Raw genomic sequence first — 18,200 nt, 5'->3', positions numbered from 1 at the left:
CCGTCGGGTGTTTCAGGATCATCTCGGTATTGTTTTGACTGGGTTTTTCTTTTTTGAATTCAGGTCAGGCAATGGGTTGATGGGTGATGTATGCCGGGCTGACCCGGCTTTTGTTGTGGTTGCAATGGTATGTATTCTCGTCTTGCATTCTGGCTTTGGGCTGTTGTTGGTTTTCCTGCGCAAGCAGCATTCCTTTCTCCGGCCGTGAAAAGCGACATTGAATCGGAACAGGCTGAACGCCTGCGATCGATTCAGGATTCTCAGCAGGGGTTAAAACAATTACAGCCTTTGCCCTCGGCCATACCTGTGTCTGCGGATGATGAAACACCGTGTTTTGTTGTTGATACCGTGACCCTGAACGGGAACCGGGTGATGGCCACGGAAACCTTACTTCAGGCGCTGCCGTTTCATCCGGGTGAATGTATTGGCATTCAGGCCATCAACAACATGCTGAAAGTGATCACCAACATTTATGTCGAACATGCCTATGTGACGTCCCGGGCTGTGTTGCTCCCGCAGGATTTATCGGATGGTGTGCTGGTTATTCACATTCTGGAAGGGCGGATGCAAGCGCTTCAGCGTAACGGTCAACCTTCGGATCGTTTACAGCGACTCTCTCCTGCCGACGCCAATGAAATCCTGAATTTGCGTGATATCGAACAGACGTTGGATCAGATCAACCGATTGTCGCGATATAACGCAACCGTTCAGTTACTGCCGGGCAGCGAACCGGGCGACAGCATCGTGAACATTCAGGATCAGCCCGGCCCGTGGTGGCAGGGAGATTTCGGGCTGAATAATGCCGGTCAGGACAGTACGGGTGAGCAGCAACTGTCGCTGAGTCTTATCGCTGAAGATATCTTTGGCGTGTATGACAACTGGCGTTTGTCGGGCACGAAAAGTGCCGCTTTTGCCAATGATCGCGACAGCCAGAGCCTGCAATTGAGTGTCGGCGTCCCGGTCGGGTACTGGACCTTCGGGTACCGGTATGCTTACAGCGATTATCTGACAACCGTCGAAAGCCAGAATTTCTCTTTTGTCTCCAGTGGCAAGACCCAAAGCCACGGACTGGATACTCAGTGGTTGTTTTACCGCGACAGCCTCAGTAAGTCTTCACTTCGCTTCGGATTGAGTTATGACGGCGTGAAGAACTTCATCGATGAGACGCAGCTCAAAGGCAGCAGTCACAAGCGCCTGTCTGGCAGTATTGCACTCGAATACAGCACCCGGTTGGCGGATGGATTTCTCACGGTGTCGCCTGTGTATGAGCGCGGGCTGGCTGTGCCGGGAAAATTATCGGCGATGGCCGGACAGACCGAGGATGAATTTAATAAAGGGACATTGACGCTGAATTATTCGTATCCGCTGTCGTCTCGGTGGTTTCTTTCCACCACAGTCTTTACTCAGATTACAGCCCATTCGCTGCCGGGAAATGAGCGCCTGAGTGTGGGCGGTGAATATTCGGTACGCGGGTTTAAAGACCAGTCCTTGTCGGGTGATGCGGGGTATTACTGGCGCAATGATCTGAATTATGCACTGGGAGCCTTCCCCTGGCTTGGTCAGATGAATCTGGGCCTGTCGCTGGATACGGGCGCGATTCATCCGGACAACACCGATCCATTTGAGCGCGGGCATCTCACCGGCGGCGCTGTGTCATTGAGCAGCCAGTCGGCGTCTTTCCACAGTTCGATGGTCATAGGCTGGCCGATGGCACAACCATCCTGGTTTCAGGCCGACGATTACAGCCTGAATTACCGTTTTTCACTAAAGTTCTGACACCGTTTTTGAGGTCTGTATGCATCATCAAAGATTGAAGCGAGTCTTCACTTACGTTTTATGCTGGTTACTGGCAACGCAGCCGGTGTGGGCCGGCATTGAGGTGGATTCCAATCGCCAGAACAATGCCACGCTGACTTCAGCGGGCAACGGTGTGCCGGTGCTGAATATTGCCGCGCCCAATGCGCAAGGTCTGTCGCACAATCAGTTTGAGCAGTACGACGTGGGTCAAGCCGGGCTGATCCTGAATAACGCGACCGACAAACTTGTTCAGTCTCAGTTGGCAGGCTACCTGCAGGGGAATTCTCAGTTGAACGGTCAGGCGGCTTCAGTGATTCTGAATGAGGTGACTGGGGCCAACCGGAGTCAGTTGAATGGCTATACCGAAGTGCTGGGTCAGCAGGCCAATGTGATCGTCGCCAACCCATACGGGATCACCTGCGACGGCTGTGGTTTTATCAATACTTCACGCGCGACTTTGACCACCGGAGTACCGCAATTTCAGAACGGTCTGCTGAGCGGTTTTGATATCCGTCAGGGCGATGTCACGATTCTCGGGGAAGGCCTGGATGCGACGGGTCAGGACTACTTCGATATTCTCTCCCGCACCGCAAAAATCAATGCGGACATTCATGCGAATCAGCTGTCTATTGTGACCGGCCCCAACCAAATCGATTATCTGACCAATGAAGTCACAGCCACGCATGATTTGAAAGACAAGCCTTTACTGGCAATCGATTCTTCGGTACTGGGTGGCATGTATGCCGGACGGATTTCGCTGGTGGCGACGGAACAGGGGGTCGGCGTGAATACCGGCAAGCTGTTCAGTTCGGTGGGGGATATTCAGCTTTCTGCGGATGGGCAGATCACCTTAGGCGATGTCCGCAGCCAGCAATCACTCAAGGTTGCTTCGAATCAGTCGGTCACGACGACGGGAACCCAACAGGCCGGACAGCAGATTGAATACACTGCCGCAGACAGTCTGTCTCTTCACAGCGAAAATTCTGCGACTCGTGTTCAGGCGTCTGCAGGCCAGCAGATTCATCAGACCGGTTTGATCAATGCTGGGGAAAGCGCATCGTTTGAAGCGAGTGAGGTCTTGCTGACGCAAGCAGAAACGTCTGCACAACAGATTGATATTCAAGCCGGTACGCTTGCAATCAATCAAAGCACGCTGACGGCTGGCCTGACGTCTGACGGCAGTGAGACCGGCACAGGCACGCTCAGCATTCAGGTGGCTGAGGCCACTTTGTCGGACAGTGCGGTGCAGGTCTCAGGTCATTTCAATGGGGAAATCAACCAGCTGACTCTGGATAGCAGTAGTGTGGTGGCCGCAGAGCAGGCGGTGTTGTCGGACACTGCCCGGCTGAACAATGACGGCCAGATTCGCGTGAAGCAGGGCTTCACGCTTGCCTCTGAGCAATCGTTGGAATTCATGGGCTCAGGCAATGTCAGTGCGGACTCACTGACGGTTCAGGCGAATGAAATCAAGAACCAAAGCAAACTGACCGCAGCGTCTGAAATGACCGTGGAAGCCGAAACACTGATCAACGACGGTCAGTTGATCTCGCACGGTCAACAGCATATCTCCGCGGGTACGCTGTCGAATCAAGGGACATTGGCGTCTGCCGGTGCGCAAGCAATTGATGTGACAGGCCAGTTGCGGAATACGGGGATGTGCAGGCGGCTGGCGAACAATCGCTCTCGGCAGCCGTGTTCTTACAACAGGGGAATGTGGCCGGAGATAAAGCGATCCGGGTTGAAGCCGGAAGCATGATCCAGGAGGGGACGCTGGTTTCCCTTGAAGACATCCGGATCACGGCAGATGAATTGACGCTGAATCAGGCGGTGACTGCGAATCAGGATGTGCACCTGACGGTTTCGGGTGATCTTGCGCTGAACCATGAACTCAGTGCCGGAGGCGATGCCTACGTATCGGCTGGCGGCCAGTTGGTGAACACCGGCAAGCTGGTGGCTCAGGGGCACACCGATGTCTCTGCGGGCGGGGCCTTGACGAACCTGGCTGCTGGCCTGATTTCCGGTCAGACCACCGCGCTGAACGCCCATGTGCTGAATAATCAGGGAACGATACAGGCCCTGAGCAACCTGATGGCGACCCTGTCGCAGTTCATCAATCAGGGGGCAACACTCGGGATGCAGGACACCACGCTGAATGTGACCGGGAATGTATCAAATACAGGTCTGCTCTATGCCGGTCAAACCGGTGCTTTCTATGTGAAAGGTGAACTGGTCAATACCGAAGGGGATATTCTGACGGGCGGAAAAATGTTCATCGCCGCGGATGACAGTGGCGCGCTGTCGAAGTCGGTTCAGAATGTGTCGGGGGTGATCCAGTCGGGCGATGATCTGGATTTGAAGGCGGAGCATATCGTCAACAAACGCAAAGTACTGGAGATTGAAAAATCTTCAGGAGAAGGGGTACAGCTTGATCCCCACTACAATCAGGCTGAATTCAGTGTGCCCAGAGGTTCTGAGTTTGCTCCAACATACTATTGGAAAGAGTCAAAAGGCAGCAGTGGAGCGAATGGAAATAGCAATATTCGGTACACTTTAGTCGTTACCGGGGGAACGCATCTTGATTTTGTGACTAAAAATGAGGTGGTCACGCTGAAAACAGCATCTGCGTCTGCTCAGATGCTCGCTGGAAAGAATTTAACCGTTCTGGGAAAGAACCTAGAAAATAATGCCAGTCTAATCAGTGCTGCGAACAATTCATATTTTACCCTAGATTCTCTAGAAAACACGGGGTATGCACTTGGGGGATAAAAGAAACCGCTGCCTACGACTATGCATATCATCGTAATTTGACGAGGCGGACAGTCAAAGAATTTTTTTTCAAGCGCACCAGTCATGATGTGCAAAAGTTTGACCAGGATTTTATCAATTCCACCATCTCATCCGGCGGCAACACGGTTCTCCATGTTCAAAACAAGCTGAACAATTCGGAAATCAAATCAAACACAGGCGCCAAAAGTACCGGAAAACCATCCCAACAGGCACAGCAGGCCAGCGGACAAACGGCGTCCGGTAGTCAGCTGAGCGTTATCGCCGGCGCCAACAGTGTTGAATTTCCCGACTTTCGCCTGCCGACGAGCCCGAATGGCCTGTTCGTGTTGAACAATGGCCCCGACAGTCAGTATTTGATCGAGACCAATCCGGCGCTGACGAATCTGGATCAGTTTCTGGGTTCCGATTACTTCTTCGACAGCATCGGTTTCAATCCGGAAAAAGATCTCAGGGTGCTGGGAGATGCCTTCTATGACACCCGCACGATTACCACGGCCATTTTCGAACAAACGGGTAAGCGGTATCTGAATGACGATGTCGGGACGGATCTTGCCCAGATGCAGCAACTGCTGGATAACGCAGGCCAGCAGAAACACAGCCTGAGCCTTCAGGCTGGCGTGGCACTGACGCCAGAGCAGGTTGCCGGACTGACTCAGGATATTGTCTGGTGGGAGCCGGTTGAGGTGCAAGGCCAGCAGGTCCTGGCACCCAAGCTGTATCTCTCGAAAGTCACGCAGGATCACATCGATGGCGGTGCGCTGATCAGCGGTGCTGAGGTATATGCCGAGGCGGGGAACCTGGTGAACAGCGGCCAGATGGACAGCCGGGGCAAATTGCATCTGGTGAGTGACGACAGCATCAGCAATCTGGGCGGCAGTATGACGGCTGGTGGCGATGTCGTTCTGGATGCCGTGAATGATATTCAGAATATCAGCGGGGAGATTGCCGGAGACAATGTCGCCCTGACCACGCAACAAGGCGACATCATCAACCGGACAGACGTTGAGCGCATCAGCATCACGCAGGCGGGCACTGTCACGACGGCAGACAATGCCAGCAATGTGGTGTACAGCGAGACCCGCGTCGGCGACACCGCTACGATCAGCGGTCGTGGCCAGGTGACGATGAATGCCGGGGGATCGATTGTGAACACGGCAGCGAACGTCTCTGCCGGGGATGAGCTCAGCTTCATCGCAGAAAAAGACATCATCCTGGCCGCTGAAACCGCTCGTGATGCCATCAAGTTGAGCGGCCGGGAACAACGGAATGTGGCTGTGCTGGGATCCAGTGTGTCTTCCGGTGGCAACCTGAGCCTGGATGCGGGTGAGAATATTGCAGTGACTGCATCCGACATGGAAACCAAGGGCAAACTGGCGATGGTGGCAGGCTGGGACGTTGCCCTCAATACACTGGTGAACGAAAGCTTCAGCAGTGAAAACGCCGGGAACCGTCGATCTGTCAGTCATCTTCAGCAGCATCAGCGAACGCAGATGGCCGCGAACGACGGCGTATTCATTCAGTCGGGCAACAACATTACGGCCACCGGCAGTGAGATCACCACACAAGGTGATGTCGTGGCACTTGCAAAGGGTGATATTACCTTCCAGGCCGTCAATGACAGCGAATATCACTACGAGGAGACGACCCGGAAGAAATCCTTTGGTCGTAAAGAGACCCACATTCAGGAATCGCTGGCCGAAACCGTTGTGGGGGCGGATGTGACCGCAGGCGGCAAAATCATCGTGAAGGCTCAGAAGTACGATGATGTGCAGCTGGCTGGTGGTGACAGTGACATCACGCTGATTGGCGCCAATTTCAAAGCTGAAGAGGGTATTGAAGCTTCAGCAGATGGCGGTGTCGGCGTATATGCCCAGCAATACCGCACCTTTAACCGCGATGAAAAAATCAAAAAAGGCTTTGGCGGTCTGTCGGGCTCTCACAAATCTGAAATCGATTCCGCAACCCTGCTCAATGCCAGCGGCATGTTGAGCAGCGACACTATCGACATCACCTCGGGGAAAAACATCGCCCTGATCGCCAGTGAGATTGAGGCTGGCGGCGACATCAATGCCAGCGCGGTTGAAGAGGTGATCATCGCCGCCGGGCAGGAAAGCCGGCAGCGCGAGACCTTTGAACAGGAATATGGTGCTTTCAGAGGCGGTGATCTGTTTTCTATGGATTCTGCGCGTCAGGGGGAAACCCACAACACCGCCAAAGGCAGTGAGCTGGCATCGGGTGGGACGGTGAATGTCAAAGGCGGCAGCGTGACCGTGATTGGATCCGGCATTACCGCAGAAGCCGATGCCAATTTCACCGCTGACACGGGCAGTGTTGCTGTGCTGGCGGCGGAAGAAACGCACACCACCTGGTCGTCTACGGAATCACTGTCGGTCAACCTGGAAGATGCCCTGAAATCTGTGGTGAATCCTTATGAATCGGTGAATTTTGATGACGGTCAGGCCAAGCTGACGCTGGCGAAAGCCGACTACGAAAAATCGGACAGCAAGACCGACGCGACCACCCATCGTGGCGCGTCCATCATTGGCAATGGCACGGTGCTGATGAATGCTGCCGAAGACATTCTGATTGAAGGCTCTGATGTCCTCGCCGACGCCGATGAAGATGGCCACGGCAACATCGAACTGACCGCTGCGAACGATGTGCTGATCCGGGAAGTCACCGACACACAAACTACCCATTCGTCAAATACGAAAGGTGAAGCTGAGCTGAGCCTGGTGGTGCAGCATCAGGCGGTTGAGACAGGGAAAGCAGCCATTGCGCTGAAAGAATCGGCCGACAAACTGAAGCAGGCAAATAAAGATTATCGGCAATACAAGAAGCAGCTGGATAACCTTGAAGACACGCTGTCATCGCTGGAACAGGCACTGGCAAACCAATCGCCGGGTGTCAACGCAGCCGATGTTGATGAGCTGAAAGGCATCATCCGTGATGTTAAACGTGATGAGCAATTTTACCTTTCAACGATCGCACTCGCGACGGCAGATGTGGCTTCGAAAACCACCTTATTGATGAAGCAAGGCGCAACGACTTACTCCTCATTCTCTACTCTGGGTGTGAATGCCGGTCTTCATCTGGACATGTCAGTCACGCAGACCGACAGCCACAGTACCAGCACGACCGCACGAGGCGCGTCGCTCTCGGGTCAAAATATTGTTGTGAAATCCGGCACGCAGACCGATCAGCAGGTTCTGGTGCAGGGCAGTGTACTCAAGGCCAAAGAAGCAGTGGTCTTGGATGGCGGCACCGTGAATGTGGTTGCTGCGCAGCAAACGCAATCCGGTCAGTCTTCCACTGAAAGCGGCACCATCAACGCATCAATCACGGTCCACGGCAGCAGCACGGGCGGCAGCCTGAATGCCAGCATGAACCTGTCGGAGCAGCGCAGTCAGTCGACGACTTATGTGAACAGTGGCGTTGCAGGCAGCACCATCACGATCAACTCTCGTGGTGATACCCATATCGAAGGTGCCAATGTTGAGGCGGAAAAAGCCCTGAATCTGGACATTGGCGGCGATTTGAATGTGGTTTCGGTGCAGAACCGCCACAGTGCCAGCAATCAGGGCATGGGGATCAGCGGTGGCGCAAGCCTGAATGGGGGCGGGGACGCAACTGGGGCGAACGGCGGCCTGAACGCCAGCAATGGCCACTCGATCACCTCAGAAACGCTGCTGACGACACTCACCTCCGGCGGTACGGCGGACATCAACGTCGGCGGGAACACCGACATTACCGGTGCCTTGATCGCTACCGTTGATGAAAACGGCAATGACCTCGGCAATCTGGTACTGACGACCGACAGCCTGACTTTCCGCGATCTGAACAACACCAACTACCGTCAGGACATGTCCGGGGGCATCACGTCCAGTACAGGCGTGAACGCAGGTGAAATTGATTCGACATACAACAGCACCACACTGCAATACCAAAACACTTCCTCTTACAGCAAAGACAAAACGCTCGCGACCTTAGGGCAGGGTGAGCTCAGCATTGCAGACGACAGCGATCTCACCGCCCTGAACCGCGACACCCAGAACACCAACCGGGCTCTGTTCGACGTCGACCGCCAGCAAGGCAACGTGGATGTCACCCTCGACCACCGCCTGCTGACGGAAGATGGGTGGCAGGAGATTCAGGAGGATGTGAAGCGGAATGAGCTGGGTTTGTCCTCGCTTGCCGATGTGGTCACCCAAGATTCCGTCTCTCTCGGTGATACTTTTGAGCATGTCGATAACGTCCAGAAAAACCTGGATGTTCAGAAGCTGGTGGCATCGAAAGATGGCGGCAAGTATGCGGTGATTTTGAATCAGCTCGATAGCGCAACGGGTGAGGAAAAGCAGGCCGCAATCAATGCGTATGCAGCGGCTTATGCCGAGGTATATCACCTTGATATCGAATCGGCCCTTGTGGTTGCAGTAACCAAAGTGGTGAACGGCGCACATTATCAGAGCGAGTCGGGGGCCAGCCAAATCGTCATCAACGACGAGAGCATGAAAAATGCCAGAGACTATATGGCAACGCTGGGTCATGAAGTCACCCATGCGCAAACGGCTCAGGGTGTGCTGGAATCGAGAAATAAAGATCAAGAGGAAGGGTATGCCCATCTGATGGGAGGCTATTCCGCAGACAATTATGCCTTTGCGCTGGAAAACAGCGGACTGGACACGATCAGAGGCGGAGATATCAACCGTCACATTGGCAACAACACCGTTCTGATTGGGCAAAACAGTACCGCTTTTCTGGCAGATGAAGCCAGGCTGCCGACAGGAAGTATCGATTACTACCTGAACAAGCAGGAAGTGCAAGAAAAATTATCTCAGCTGTCCCGGTGTAACCAACAGGGTGCAGGCTCTGCGGCCTGCCAGCAAGTGAACCAAACCAATCAGCTGGATCACATTCGGGATGCCGAGCTGCAAGCCGCTTGTCAGGACATGAACAGCCCCGGCTGCCGCGCAGAAATCGCGAAGGCGCAAGCTGCACTGGATTCCTTTGATGAAGGCGCATCGCCGTGGGATGACACCCGTATCGGACAGGAGCAGGAAAGTATTCGGGTGGTGCTGAATGATCCATCGGGCAGGGAGCGTCAGGAACAGCAAGAGCATCTCGACTTAGCGTTCAATGTATTGGCAGACTTATCACCCGGTGTGGGCGATGCCAAAGGGTTCGCAGAAGCAGAGACGAAGCTGGACTACTTGCTGGCAACGACAGGAATTTTTCCTGTTGCTGGCGATTTGGTGAAAATGGCAGTCGATGCATTGAAGGCGGGTAAAGTCGACGAAGCAAAGAAACTCCTGAGTAAAGCGCAGGAGCACCTCCAGCATATGGATGCGGATTTTGATGATTTGCCCTCATCAAATCAACTGGCTTTAACGGAGAAAGGATCGTCACATCCCCCTGAACTGCCACATTCGGGTAAGCAGGATGGGGATTCTGTTGCGCCTCATGAAAAGCCATCAACACCGGAAGCTGAGAGTACGCTGGCGAAGCAGGAAACTGAAGGTCAGGGAAAGGGTACAGTGGATAAGCTTCTTCAAGCTGAGCGTGTTGGCAGTGGCTTAAAAGACGATGCTGCGCACAGGGCAGCAAGCTTCCTATCAAAAGAACAGCTTCAAGCCGGAAAGACTTTCCCACTTCGTGGTGGAGATGGCGTTGAACGAACTCTGTTACAAACGGAAGGTGGCCTGAACGGTAATAAAGGAATATACGAATACATTCTTGATCCTTCAGGGAAGGTGACCCATCAACGCTTTATAAAAGATGGTATCATCAATGGCATTCCTAACCAGAGAGTGCCTAAGGTCCCTTGATATGAAGCAGATACCTATTCCATATTCATTCATTCGTGAGCGTGTCTTGTTGTCATGGCAGGATGCGCTTTGGGGATACGAGCGTCAGTTGATTGGCTGGTCAGATATCGTTGCCATTGCTGAGGATCGATTGTTGCTTGGTTCAGAAGATCCTATGGAGATTGAGTTTGCTTGTTTAGGGAAGTCGGAGACTCAGCAGGTTGGGGAATTGCTTCGTGTTTTGGCTAGCAATGAACCCGATGACGCGGGAAGTACATCGGACACGAAATGGCTATTTTTAATGCTTGCATGGCTATTTGAGAACAGGGACGCTGTTTCTGATCCTTTGGGTGAGGTGGAGTGTATTTATGCTGACTTTGATTATCCGCCTGAAATCGAAGGCTTCGTGAGCTATATGCCTGTAACCGATGGATATGATCCCAGCCAGCACAGCATTGAAGAAAACAAAGCAAGATTGTTTTCTAAGTGGGAGCAGTATCTTTCTGAAGCAAGGCAGGATATTGGAATATCCAAGTAATTGTTTTTATTAGTAGCAAACACCCCCACCCAAGCCCCGCAATGTGGGGGGCTTGTTGTATATGCGGCACAATACCTATGGCGACTAAGCTACCAGAGGGGCATATGCCAACGGCACCCTGTACATCAACGACAGTGAACACTATCGCTTGGAAGATGCGGTCAACACAGTCGGCCACGAAACCCAGCACCATATAGACGCGCAGCGCGGGCATCAGGGTGACGGCAGGGCGAGAGCACGTATGCTCAGTTTTTATCCAAACCTTGGATTCCCGCCAATATTACTTGCTCCAAATAGGCTATATTCATGGCAGCTATTTTTTGCTTGCGCCTGATACTCGCCTTTTTGCTTGTTTCTAATCGAAGCATGTTAAGCGCCATGTGACGCACACCAGCCAGGAGTTCGGCGGCATTGCCACGATAGATTTGGCAAGCATCTTCCTTCATCGTGACATCAAGCACCCAGTGCAACCGATTTTCGATTTCCCAGTGACCTCGGACTGCATCGGCAAAACCTTCGGGGGTGAGCACCGCAGAGCTAATGTAGTAGCGGTACTCCAGCGATTCTTTCCCTGCTGAGTCAATACGATAGCCAATAGCAACACCGACGCTTTGAAGCCCTTTCCAATCAGGGAAATCTGTCTTCAACTCCTGCGCTGGCATGACGTGGTATTCGCGCGCTTCAATACGCCCATGTCCGCGCTCGATGTCACACGCTGGGCTTTTTTCGAGCAATGGCGCCAACGCTTTTTGTACTGCTTTAGCCAGGCTTTTTTGGTTGCCTTTGACTGCTAATAGGTAATCGCCACCTTGCTCAACTATCTGCTTGGCGATATCGGTTTGACAGCCCATCGCATCGATAGAGACAAGACAACCTTTGATATCTAACAGCTTGAGCAGCTCAGGGATGGCGGTGATTTCATTGGACTTATCTTGGGTTTTAACTTGTCCCATGACAACGCCGTTGGCTGTCGCAAAAGCACTGACCATGTGGAGCGTTGATTGCCGATCTTCTCGGTTATAGGAGCTGCGTAACACCTTGCCGTCAATAGCAATAAGCTCGCCATTCGAATGGACGTTGGCTGCCTGCATCCATTTTAAAAAGCAGTCTTGAAACTGGTCAGGCTCAATGGAAGAAACAACCCTGGCAATCGTGTCATGGACAGGGATGCCCTGGCGAAAAAGTCCTTTGTCCTGTAGCCAATTGAGGTGAGCTTCGCCAAAGTCTTCGATATCTTCCCAGCCCTCCATACCGGCAATGGTGGCGCATACGGTCAGAAACAAAATGTCGAACAGTGGGTACGATATTTTTGCTGACTGCCGTGGGTCTTGAATCACTGAAAAGAATTGAGAAAAAGCATCGATATGCATCAGGAACTCCCGTAAAAAGGGGAGTATATGATCACAGCCAGCCTTGATCGTCAAACTGATCTATTTTGTTCAAAAAACGTTCGTGATCTTGCCCTGAGGGTGACGGTGAGACTTACGACCAGAACCGCGAGCAGTATACCGAAGTGATGGGAGAAGCCACAGAAGATTATCTGAGCTTCAACTACAGCAATGCCGGTCATGGCGAGCTTGGCGGCTGGAATACCCTGCCGTTGGGGACATTGATGGTAGGATGCTCGGTGATATACCTGTTGTTAAGATTGATTCATCACGAGCTGTTAAAGGTACACCGGAATACGAGGCATTGAATAATCCGTTACCTAATACTCAGTACAGGGCAGGATCGCACTTTGTTAATTGACTGAACTTTTACGAGTTTGCGCGATCTGATTATATAAGTTTAGTATTATCTCGACCTGTCATGTCCCTATTTGATCACTTAACCCTCGTGGAAGAAAATCGTTCTCATATTAACCAACGCCATAACCTTGTTGATGTCATGTTTCTTATTTTATCCGCTATATCAACAGGTGCTGAAGGATGGCAAGACATTGAAATATTTGGAGATTTAAAGCTTGATTGGCTGCGTCAGTATCGTGCATTCAAGCATGGAATTCCCCGCAGACATACGATTGCTCGTATTGTTGAAAGTGTTGATTGTCAAAGCCTTATGCTTGCTTTGCTGAGCTGGGTGAATCAAATGAGGGAGCATAAACAGCAACCTTTGATTGCCTTAGATGGTAAGGCATTGAGAGGCTCTTACCATAAAAACCCAGATGATGCATTGCACTCTGTAGCTGCCTATGATGTTGATAATGGACTATTCCTTTATCAAGAAATGACTGAAGGCAAAGGTTGTGAAATTGCTGCTGTGCGTGAAGTCTTGAATGTTCTGAATATTACCGACGCAGTGATTACTCTTGATGCCTTACACTGTCAACGCGATACATTACAGTTACTTACAAGTCGAGGCGCAGATTATGTCGTCCAAGTAAAGGCTAATCAAAAATTACTAAACCATACTGTCAAAGAGCAATTTGCACAGGCATTTGAAAATCAAGATATCCTTGCTCAAAGCACAACATCTGAAAAGGCTCATGGTCGGATAGAGACTCGAACCGTTTTTCAGGTGAAAGCTGATTTTTCTGATGAACTCAGTGAAAAATGGCCGTCAGTAAAGACATTAGTTGCCGTTGAACGAGATCAAAATAACGTTATTGATACGAAGTATTATCTGAGCTCGCTGGATATTAACCCAGAGCTGGCAGGTAAATGTGTTCGTGAGCACTGGGCAATAGAGAATAGTCTTCACTGGATCTTAGATGTTGTTTATAAAGAAGATATTTGCCGTGTTCGTGAGAAAAAAGCTGCTGAGAACTTAGCGATGTTCCGCCGAGTCTCACTAAATATAGCGAAACAAGAGACATCTGTAAAAGACAGTATGAAAGGTAAGTTGATCCGAGCAAGTTACTGTGATAATTACCGCTCAACCTTGTTATTTGGCACTGTAAAATCGAGTTAACAAAGTATGCTCCGGCCCTGATTTACTTAAAGGATATATACCAACACACAAATGGATCAGCGCCATATAACAACAGTATTCAACCTTGTGAATTTTCGGAGTAAGCATCACAAAATCAGCTGATTAGTTAAAATGCATAGATAAAGTGTCAATTTGACAGTAACCATAATGTCCAGCGCTATGCCACAATACAGCGTTCTTTTTTCTTGAGGTAAACACATGGCTAGCACAGCTTTTATTTCTATCACTGGTGAGAAGCAAGGAAACATTTCTCAGGGATGTAACACTCAGAACTCCATGGGTAACAAATTCCAAGATAACCACGAAGACGAAATCACGGTTTTATCTTACTCACATTCTGTTGGTTACAATAATCGCGGTATCCACCACCCGATTCAAATTGTCAAGCGAGTAGATAAGTCATCTCCGTTACTTGCTCAAGCCTGTATCAATGGTGAAAAACTGGAGTGTGAGCTTTCATTCTTCAGACCCAACCCTAAAGGCGGTATTGAATTGTTCTATACCGTTACTCTGACAGGAGCTTTGATTGTCAACACATCCGTAAATATGCCACATACGATTGACCTTAACAGTAGCGAGATGCAGGAAGTCGTAACAATCAAATACAATGAAATCACCTGGAAACATGTAACTGCAAATACAAATGGTTTTGACACCTGGGTTGATGTAATCAGCAGTTTATAATTAAGGTTACTGTTTATGAATCAATGCTATGACTCGGATGAATACGCTGAGATCAACCTAGCTGTTTCAGGATTGATAACGCAAGCACATCATCTCAGCCAACAGCACCTGAGAGATCCTTCTGTTCAATTTCATTTCCAACAGCATTACAGTCAGATTGGGCAATACTTAATCAACCGTTATGAGAACGGTGAAATTAGTAAAGAATCCTTAGTTGACCAAATCAAACGGGAAGCTCAGAGCCTTCTTGACCAAAGCGGCAGTATCTTCAAATATGGTGTTGGCTTAGCAGCTGGCCTCATGCAAGTTTATGGCGGTGTAGGAATATGTGTTGGTGGCTCAGCTGAAACCTTTGGGACAGCGTGTTACTTCATTGGTGCTCCTCTCATAGCGCATGGGGCTAATAACGTTTATGAAAATGGTTATAACCTCTTGAACCTTGGAGCCGAAAATGCCGTCGGATTTTTGAGACATGGGTACAGAGAAGCAGCAAATTTGCTTGGATATGGAGATACTGCTGGGGATCTTGCTTATGGGGGGTAGACTTAGCTTTATCGGCTTATGGACTCGTTAATGAGTTGAAATCTATGGATCATATCGTTGAAGGCGCCAAACAGTTTAAGCTATTCAGAGCTTTAGCCGATGACTACGCCAAAGGAATGAAAACCATGGGTTCTGGCGCTTTAACTACGGAAATTGCTGCAGACGGCATCACAATGAAAGGCATGTATGACTCAGTTGATAATTGAAGTATTGCTATATCTGATTGGCACTTTGGCCTGTTACTTTCTAACCAGAAAATTTGCATCATTTGTTTCAGAAAGAATGCATAGTAATTTCTGGTTGTATATCTTCGTTTTGACAAATGGCCTTCTGCTGGTATCACAGCATTACAGTATCATGGACACTGGTAAATTTTTCTTACTAGACTTCATTGATTATCAATTCACACCTGTTACACAACTACTAGCGATCCCTGCAATCATATTGCAGTGCACAATCTTCCCAAGACAAAAGCCTACTCTAAAAATTTAAGCCACCCGCAAGCTTCACTTATAGTGCATCACTCAAGCGAGTGGTGTACTAAACGCACCTTTTTAATCTCTTGCAACAGAGATCTTAGCAGATTTTATTACCCTGAAAGGCGTTTATGAGAGCTATGGTCAAATCTGGTGTACGGCATGGCTTTGTTGATCAAATCGGATAACAAACAGATCTATCCCAAATAAATCATAATTTATCTAACTTTATGTTTTTTTGGGCATACCCAGCCCTGTTAATTTGTTCAACGCTCGGACGGCCGCATATGCTTCGCCGACTTGAGCGTTGTAATCTCGCAGGCTTAGCGCCGAGCCAAGTAATCGTTTATATCTCGACATCGCTGTTTCAGAGATTGAGCGACTATGGTAACCACTGGTCTTTTTCCAGTGTTCATTGCTACCGTGAATCCGCTGGTTTGCAACCGCAACATTTCTGGGATGACCGTGCTCCCAGTAGGCTGCTCCAGCTCTGGGCGGGATAAGGGGCTGTGCCTTTTTCCTTTGAATCGCTTGGTAGCACAGCCTGGTATCATACGCACCATCACCTGATATCGATTTGATCTGACGATAAGTCTGGTTGAGCAACGTTGGCATAACTTCGCCATCAGTGACGGTTGATAACGAGAGTTCTGCACAAATGACTTGATGGGTATCCGCATCAACTGCAAGATGGAGTTTTCGCCAGACACGGCGTTTCTCCTTGCCATGCTTTTTCATTTTCCATTCACCTTCACCTTCACCGAAAACCTTCAGGCCAGTTGCGTCAATGGCAAGATGACGAATTTCACCTCGAGCAGGCATTTTGATGGGGATATCGACCGTTTTCGCTCGTTTGCTGATACTGCTGTAGTTCGGGCATGTTAGCGGTACTTTCATCAGAGAAAACACTGAGTTCATGAACCCTTGAACAGCACGAAGTGACAGATTGAATAGTCGCTTCACCATGAGCGCAGTCATGATCGCTGTGTCTGAATACTGATAGCCGCGTCCACGGTTACCGTGATGTTCAGAGCATAACCAACTGCTTATTGCTTCTTCGTCGATCCAGAATGTCAGCGAGCCGCGGTTAATCAGTGCTTGGTTGTACTCTTTCCAGTTTTCTGTTCGGTAAGTGCTTTTGTCCATGGAAGTGATCAGTCAGTGAGCGTTATAAGATCAGATCACTGGCTGCAAGAAAAGTTCAAGCTGATTTAGTCAACAAAGCCGTTGATAACCAGTGCAAATGTTCTTTTATTTGCGGTGTCTGTATTTTGTCTCGGGGGACCGTTTGGGGCTGGCTGAAAGTGCTGAGCAGCGGTTTCAGGCTGTATTTGCTGGTGTATTTTGTGCCGGTAACTTTGTTTGTGCTTGCGCTTGTTCCTCACATCGATCTATTGGGAGGTTCTTCAGGCATTTACTCCGACAGCGCGCTTGCAACGCTGATGTCTGCTTTGTTTCCTCTGGTCGTGCCAGTGATGACCTTTCCGGTTGTGAAGATGGTGAGCGCTTGCTCGCAGTGGTTTGAATCATCACAGTACACTTGCTCGGTGATGGTTTGTCTGCGCGGGTTCGGAGTCTGGTGAGCCGTGTTGGTCTCACCAGGCTGTTCCGGCCGTCATTCAATCCGGGACGACAGACAAGCGTACTGCCAGCAAATCAATAAACCGACGTACTTTCGGTGAAAGATGTTTCCGGCTGGGGTAGAGCGCATAAATATTGACCGCCGGACAGGGCCAGTCAGGAAACAGCACTTCCAGCTCATCATTTGCAAAAGCTTCATCCATATAAAATGAGGGTAAGCGACAAATGCCCAGTCCATTCCGGACCATGGCCATTTCCATCACACCGTTATTGCATTTGATGCGTTGCCGCACGTTTACGCTGAGCGTTTTCCCTCCATGGTCGGTAAACTCCCAGCGCTCTGGTTGCTTGAGATTGCTGTAACAAATACAGTGATGCTGGCTGAGTTCACGCGGATGGTGTGGCCGGCCATGCTTTTCAATATAACTTTTTGACGCCACGACATAAGCCGGCGCCGAAAATATCTGTCTGCAAATCAGAGTGGACTCACTCAATGATTGGGTTGCCCGCACCACTAAATCGTACCCGTCAGCAATTAAATCGATATGTTTATCTGAAAGATCCAAATCTAAAGTGACATTGGGATACAGCGTCAGATATTCGGTTAGTACAGCCTGTAAGTGGCTGTGTGCCAAACCGATCGGACAACTGATTTTTAACTCGCCTTTTGGCAGCGCATCGTTTTGCGTGACCAGTTCGACAGCACTCTCCGCATCTGCAACTAACTGGATGCACTGGCGGTAAAAAGCTTCCCCTTCAGGGGTTAACGCAATCGTGCGGGTTGTGCGGTTGAGCAGCCTGACGCCTAATCGTGATTCAAGTTTGCTGATTTCTTTACTGATATGGGAGCTGGAGTGTCCTAAAGCCTCAGCAGCGGCACTAAAGCCAGCACTTTTGACGACCTGCACAAAAATTGGCAACCCATCGAATAATTGATTAATAGCCATTTGGAAATAGTTCATCCACTTTTGCCTGATTAATCTTTATTAAAACTCAATGTAGGATGATTACCAACCAGTCGGGCAAAAAAGTTCAATGTCAGAATGCAATGCCTGTTTC

General features: G+C 50.1%; 12 protein-coding genes. 9 read left to right on the top strand and 3 right to left on the bottom strand.

The genetic code is table 11. The features are described from left to right. The first annotated feature begins 129 nt into the window (after positions 1-129). The 5 genes from KDD30_RS23560 to KDD30_RS23540 all read left to right on the top strand — a co-directional run bounded on the left by KDD30_RS23560 (position 130) and on the right by KDD30_RS23540 (position 10,926). A complete protein-coding gene (locus KDD30_RS23560; RefSeq protein ID WP_211650985.1) occupies positions 130-1,776 on the top strand; it encodes a ShlB/FhaC/HecB family hemolysin secretion/activation protein in 1,647 nt (548 codons plus the stop codon). A 19-nt stretch (positions 1,777-1,795) separates the two neighbouring features. Then, positions 1,796-3,553 (top strand): filamentous hemagglutinin N-terminal domain-containing protein, encoded by a 1,758-nt coding sequence (locus tag KDD30_RS23555; RefSeq protein WP_211650984.1) that lies wholly within the window; start codon positions 1,796-1,798, stop codon positions 3,551-3,553. Next, positions 3,511-4,563: a hypothetical protein gene (locus tag KDD30_RS23550; protein WP_211650983.1), complete on the top strand. Its 1,053-nt coding sequence runs from the start codon at positions 3,511-3,513 to the stop codon at positions 4,561-4,563. Before KDD30_RS23555 ends, KDD30_RS23550 begins: the two co-directional genes overlap by 43 nt. Before the next feature lie 89 nt (positions 4,564-4,652). Further along, the gene (locus tag KDD30_RS23545) at positions 4,653-10,409 is read left to right on the top strand and encodes a hemagglutinin repeat-containing protein (protein WP_211650982.1); all 5,757 of its coding nucleotides are present in this window, start codon (positions 4,653-4,655) and stop codon (positions 10,407-10,409) included. A gap of 1 nt (position 10,410) precedes the next feature. Continuing rightward, positions 10,411-10,926 (top strand): DUF2247 family protein, encoded by a 516-nt coding sequence (locus KDD30_RS23540; protein ID WP_211650981.1) that lies wholly within the window; start codon positions 10,411-10,413, stop codon positions 10,924-10,926. A gap of 245 nt (positions 10,927-11,171) precedes the next feature. Here the strand turns inward: KDD30_RS23540 and KDD30_RS23535 are convergent, their stop codons facing one another. Further along, the gene (locus KDD30_RS23535) at positions 11,172-12,296 is read right to left on the bottom strand and encodes an ISAs1 family transposase (protein ID WP_211650980.1); all 1,125 of its coding nucleotides are present in this window, start codon (positions 12,294-12,296) and stop codon (positions 11,172-11,174) included. 439 nt (positions 12,297-12,735) lie between these two features. Between KDD30_RS23535 and KDD30_RS23530 the strand changes: the two genes are divergently transcribed. The 4 genes from KDD30_RS23530 to KDD30_RS23515 all read left to right on the top strand — a co-directional run bounded on the left by KDD30_RS23530 (position 12,736) and on the right by KDD30_RS23515 (position 15,290). Next, positions 12,736-13,836: an ISAs1 family transposase gene (locus KDD30_RS23530; RefSeq protein ID WP_211650979.1), complete on the top strand. Its 1,101-nt coding sequence runs from the start codon at positions 12,736-12,738 to the stop codon at positions 13,834-13,836. A 219-nt stretch (positions 13,837-14,055) separates the two neighbouring features. Further along, positions 14,056-14,541, top strand: coding sequence for an Hcp family type VI secretion system effector (locus tag KDD30_RS23525; RefSeq protein ID WP_211650978.1), 486 nt, complete (start codon positions 14,056-14,058; stop codon positions 14,539-14,541). Between the two features lie 15 nt (positions 14,542-14,556). Then, a complete protein-coding gene (locus tag KDD30_RS23520) occupies positions 14,557-15,084 on the top strand; it encodes a DUF4225 domain-containing protein (RefSeq protein ID WP_211650977.1) in 528 nt (175 codons plus the stop codon). A gap of 44 nt (positions 15,085-15,128) precedes the next feature. Further along, the gene (locus KDD30_RS23515) at positions 15,129-15,290 is read left to right on the top strand and encodes a hypothetical protein (protein WP_211650976.1); all 162 of its coding nucleotides are present in this window, start codon (positions 15,129-15,131) and stop codon (positions 15,288-15,290) included. A gap of 498 nt (positions 15,291-15,788) precedes the next feature. On the opposite strand, the gene KDD30_RS23510 is transcribed toward KDD30_RS23515, so the two are convergent. Continuing rightward, entirely contained in the window at positions 15,789-16,706 is a 918-nt protein-coding gene (locus tag KDD30_RS23510; RefSeq protein ID WP_211650975.1) for an IS5 family transposase, read from the bottom strand. Positions 16,707-17,179: 473 nt separating this feature from the next. Next, positions 17,180-18,088, bottom strand: a complete 909-nt coding sequence (locus KDD30_RS23505; RefSeq protein ID WP_211650974.1) for a LysR family transcriptional regulator — start codon at positions 18,086-18,088, stop codon at positions 17,180-17,182. Positions 18,089-18,200 lie beyond the last annotated feature (112 nt).

Source organism: Photobacterium sp. GJ3 (assembly GCF_018199995.1).
Taxonomy (GTDB): domain Bacteria; phylum Pseudomonadota; class Gammaproteobacteria; order Enterobacterales; family Vibrionaceae; genus Photobacterium.
The sequence above is the reverse complement of the archived record's forward strand: the minus strand, read 5'-3'. Positions and strand labels throughout refer to the sequence as shown.

Bases quoted from the DNA above. Each gene is read 5' to 3' on its own strand.
- KDD30_RS23560 (WP_211650985.1), top strand. From the start codon at position 130: ATGTATTCTCGTCTTGCATTCTGGCTTTGGGCTGTTGTTGGTTTTCCT.
- KDD30_RS23555 (WP_211650984.1), top strand. From the start codon at position 1,796: ATGCATCATCAAAGATTGAAGCGAGTCTTCACTTACGTTTTATGCTGG.
- KDD30_RS23540 (WP_211650981.1), top strand. From the start codon at position 10,411: ATGAAGCAGATACCTATTCCATATTCATTCATTCGTGAGCGTGTCTTG.
- KDD30_RS23535 (WP_211650980.1), bottom strand. From the start codon at position 12,296: ATGCATATCGATGCTTTTTCTCAATTCTTTTCAGTGATTCAAGACCCA.
- KDD30_RS23530 (WP_211650979.1), top strand. From the start codon at position 12,736: ATGTCCCTATTTGATCACTTAACCCTCGTGGAAGAAAATCGTTCTCAT.
- KDD30_RS23525 (WP_211650978.1), top strand. From the start codon at position 14,056: ATGGCTAGCACAGCTTTTATTTCTATCACTGGTGAGAAGCAAGGAAAC.
- KDD30_RS23520 (WP_211650977.1), top strand. From the start codon at position 14,557: ATGAATCAATGCTATGACTCGGATGAATACGCTGAGATCAACCTAGCT.
- KDD30_RS23515 (WP_211650976.1), top strand. From the start codon at position 15,129: ATGGATCATATCGTTGAAGGCGCCAAACAGTTTAAGCTATTCAGAGCT.
- KDD30_RS23510 (WP_211650975.1), bottom strand. From the start codon at position 16,706: ATGGACAAAAGCACTTACCGAACAGAAAACTGGAAAGAGTACAACCAA.
- KDD30_RS23505 (WP_211650974.1), bottom strand. From the start codon at position 18,088: ATGGCTATTAATCAATTATTCGATGGGTTGCCAATTTTTGTGCAGGTC.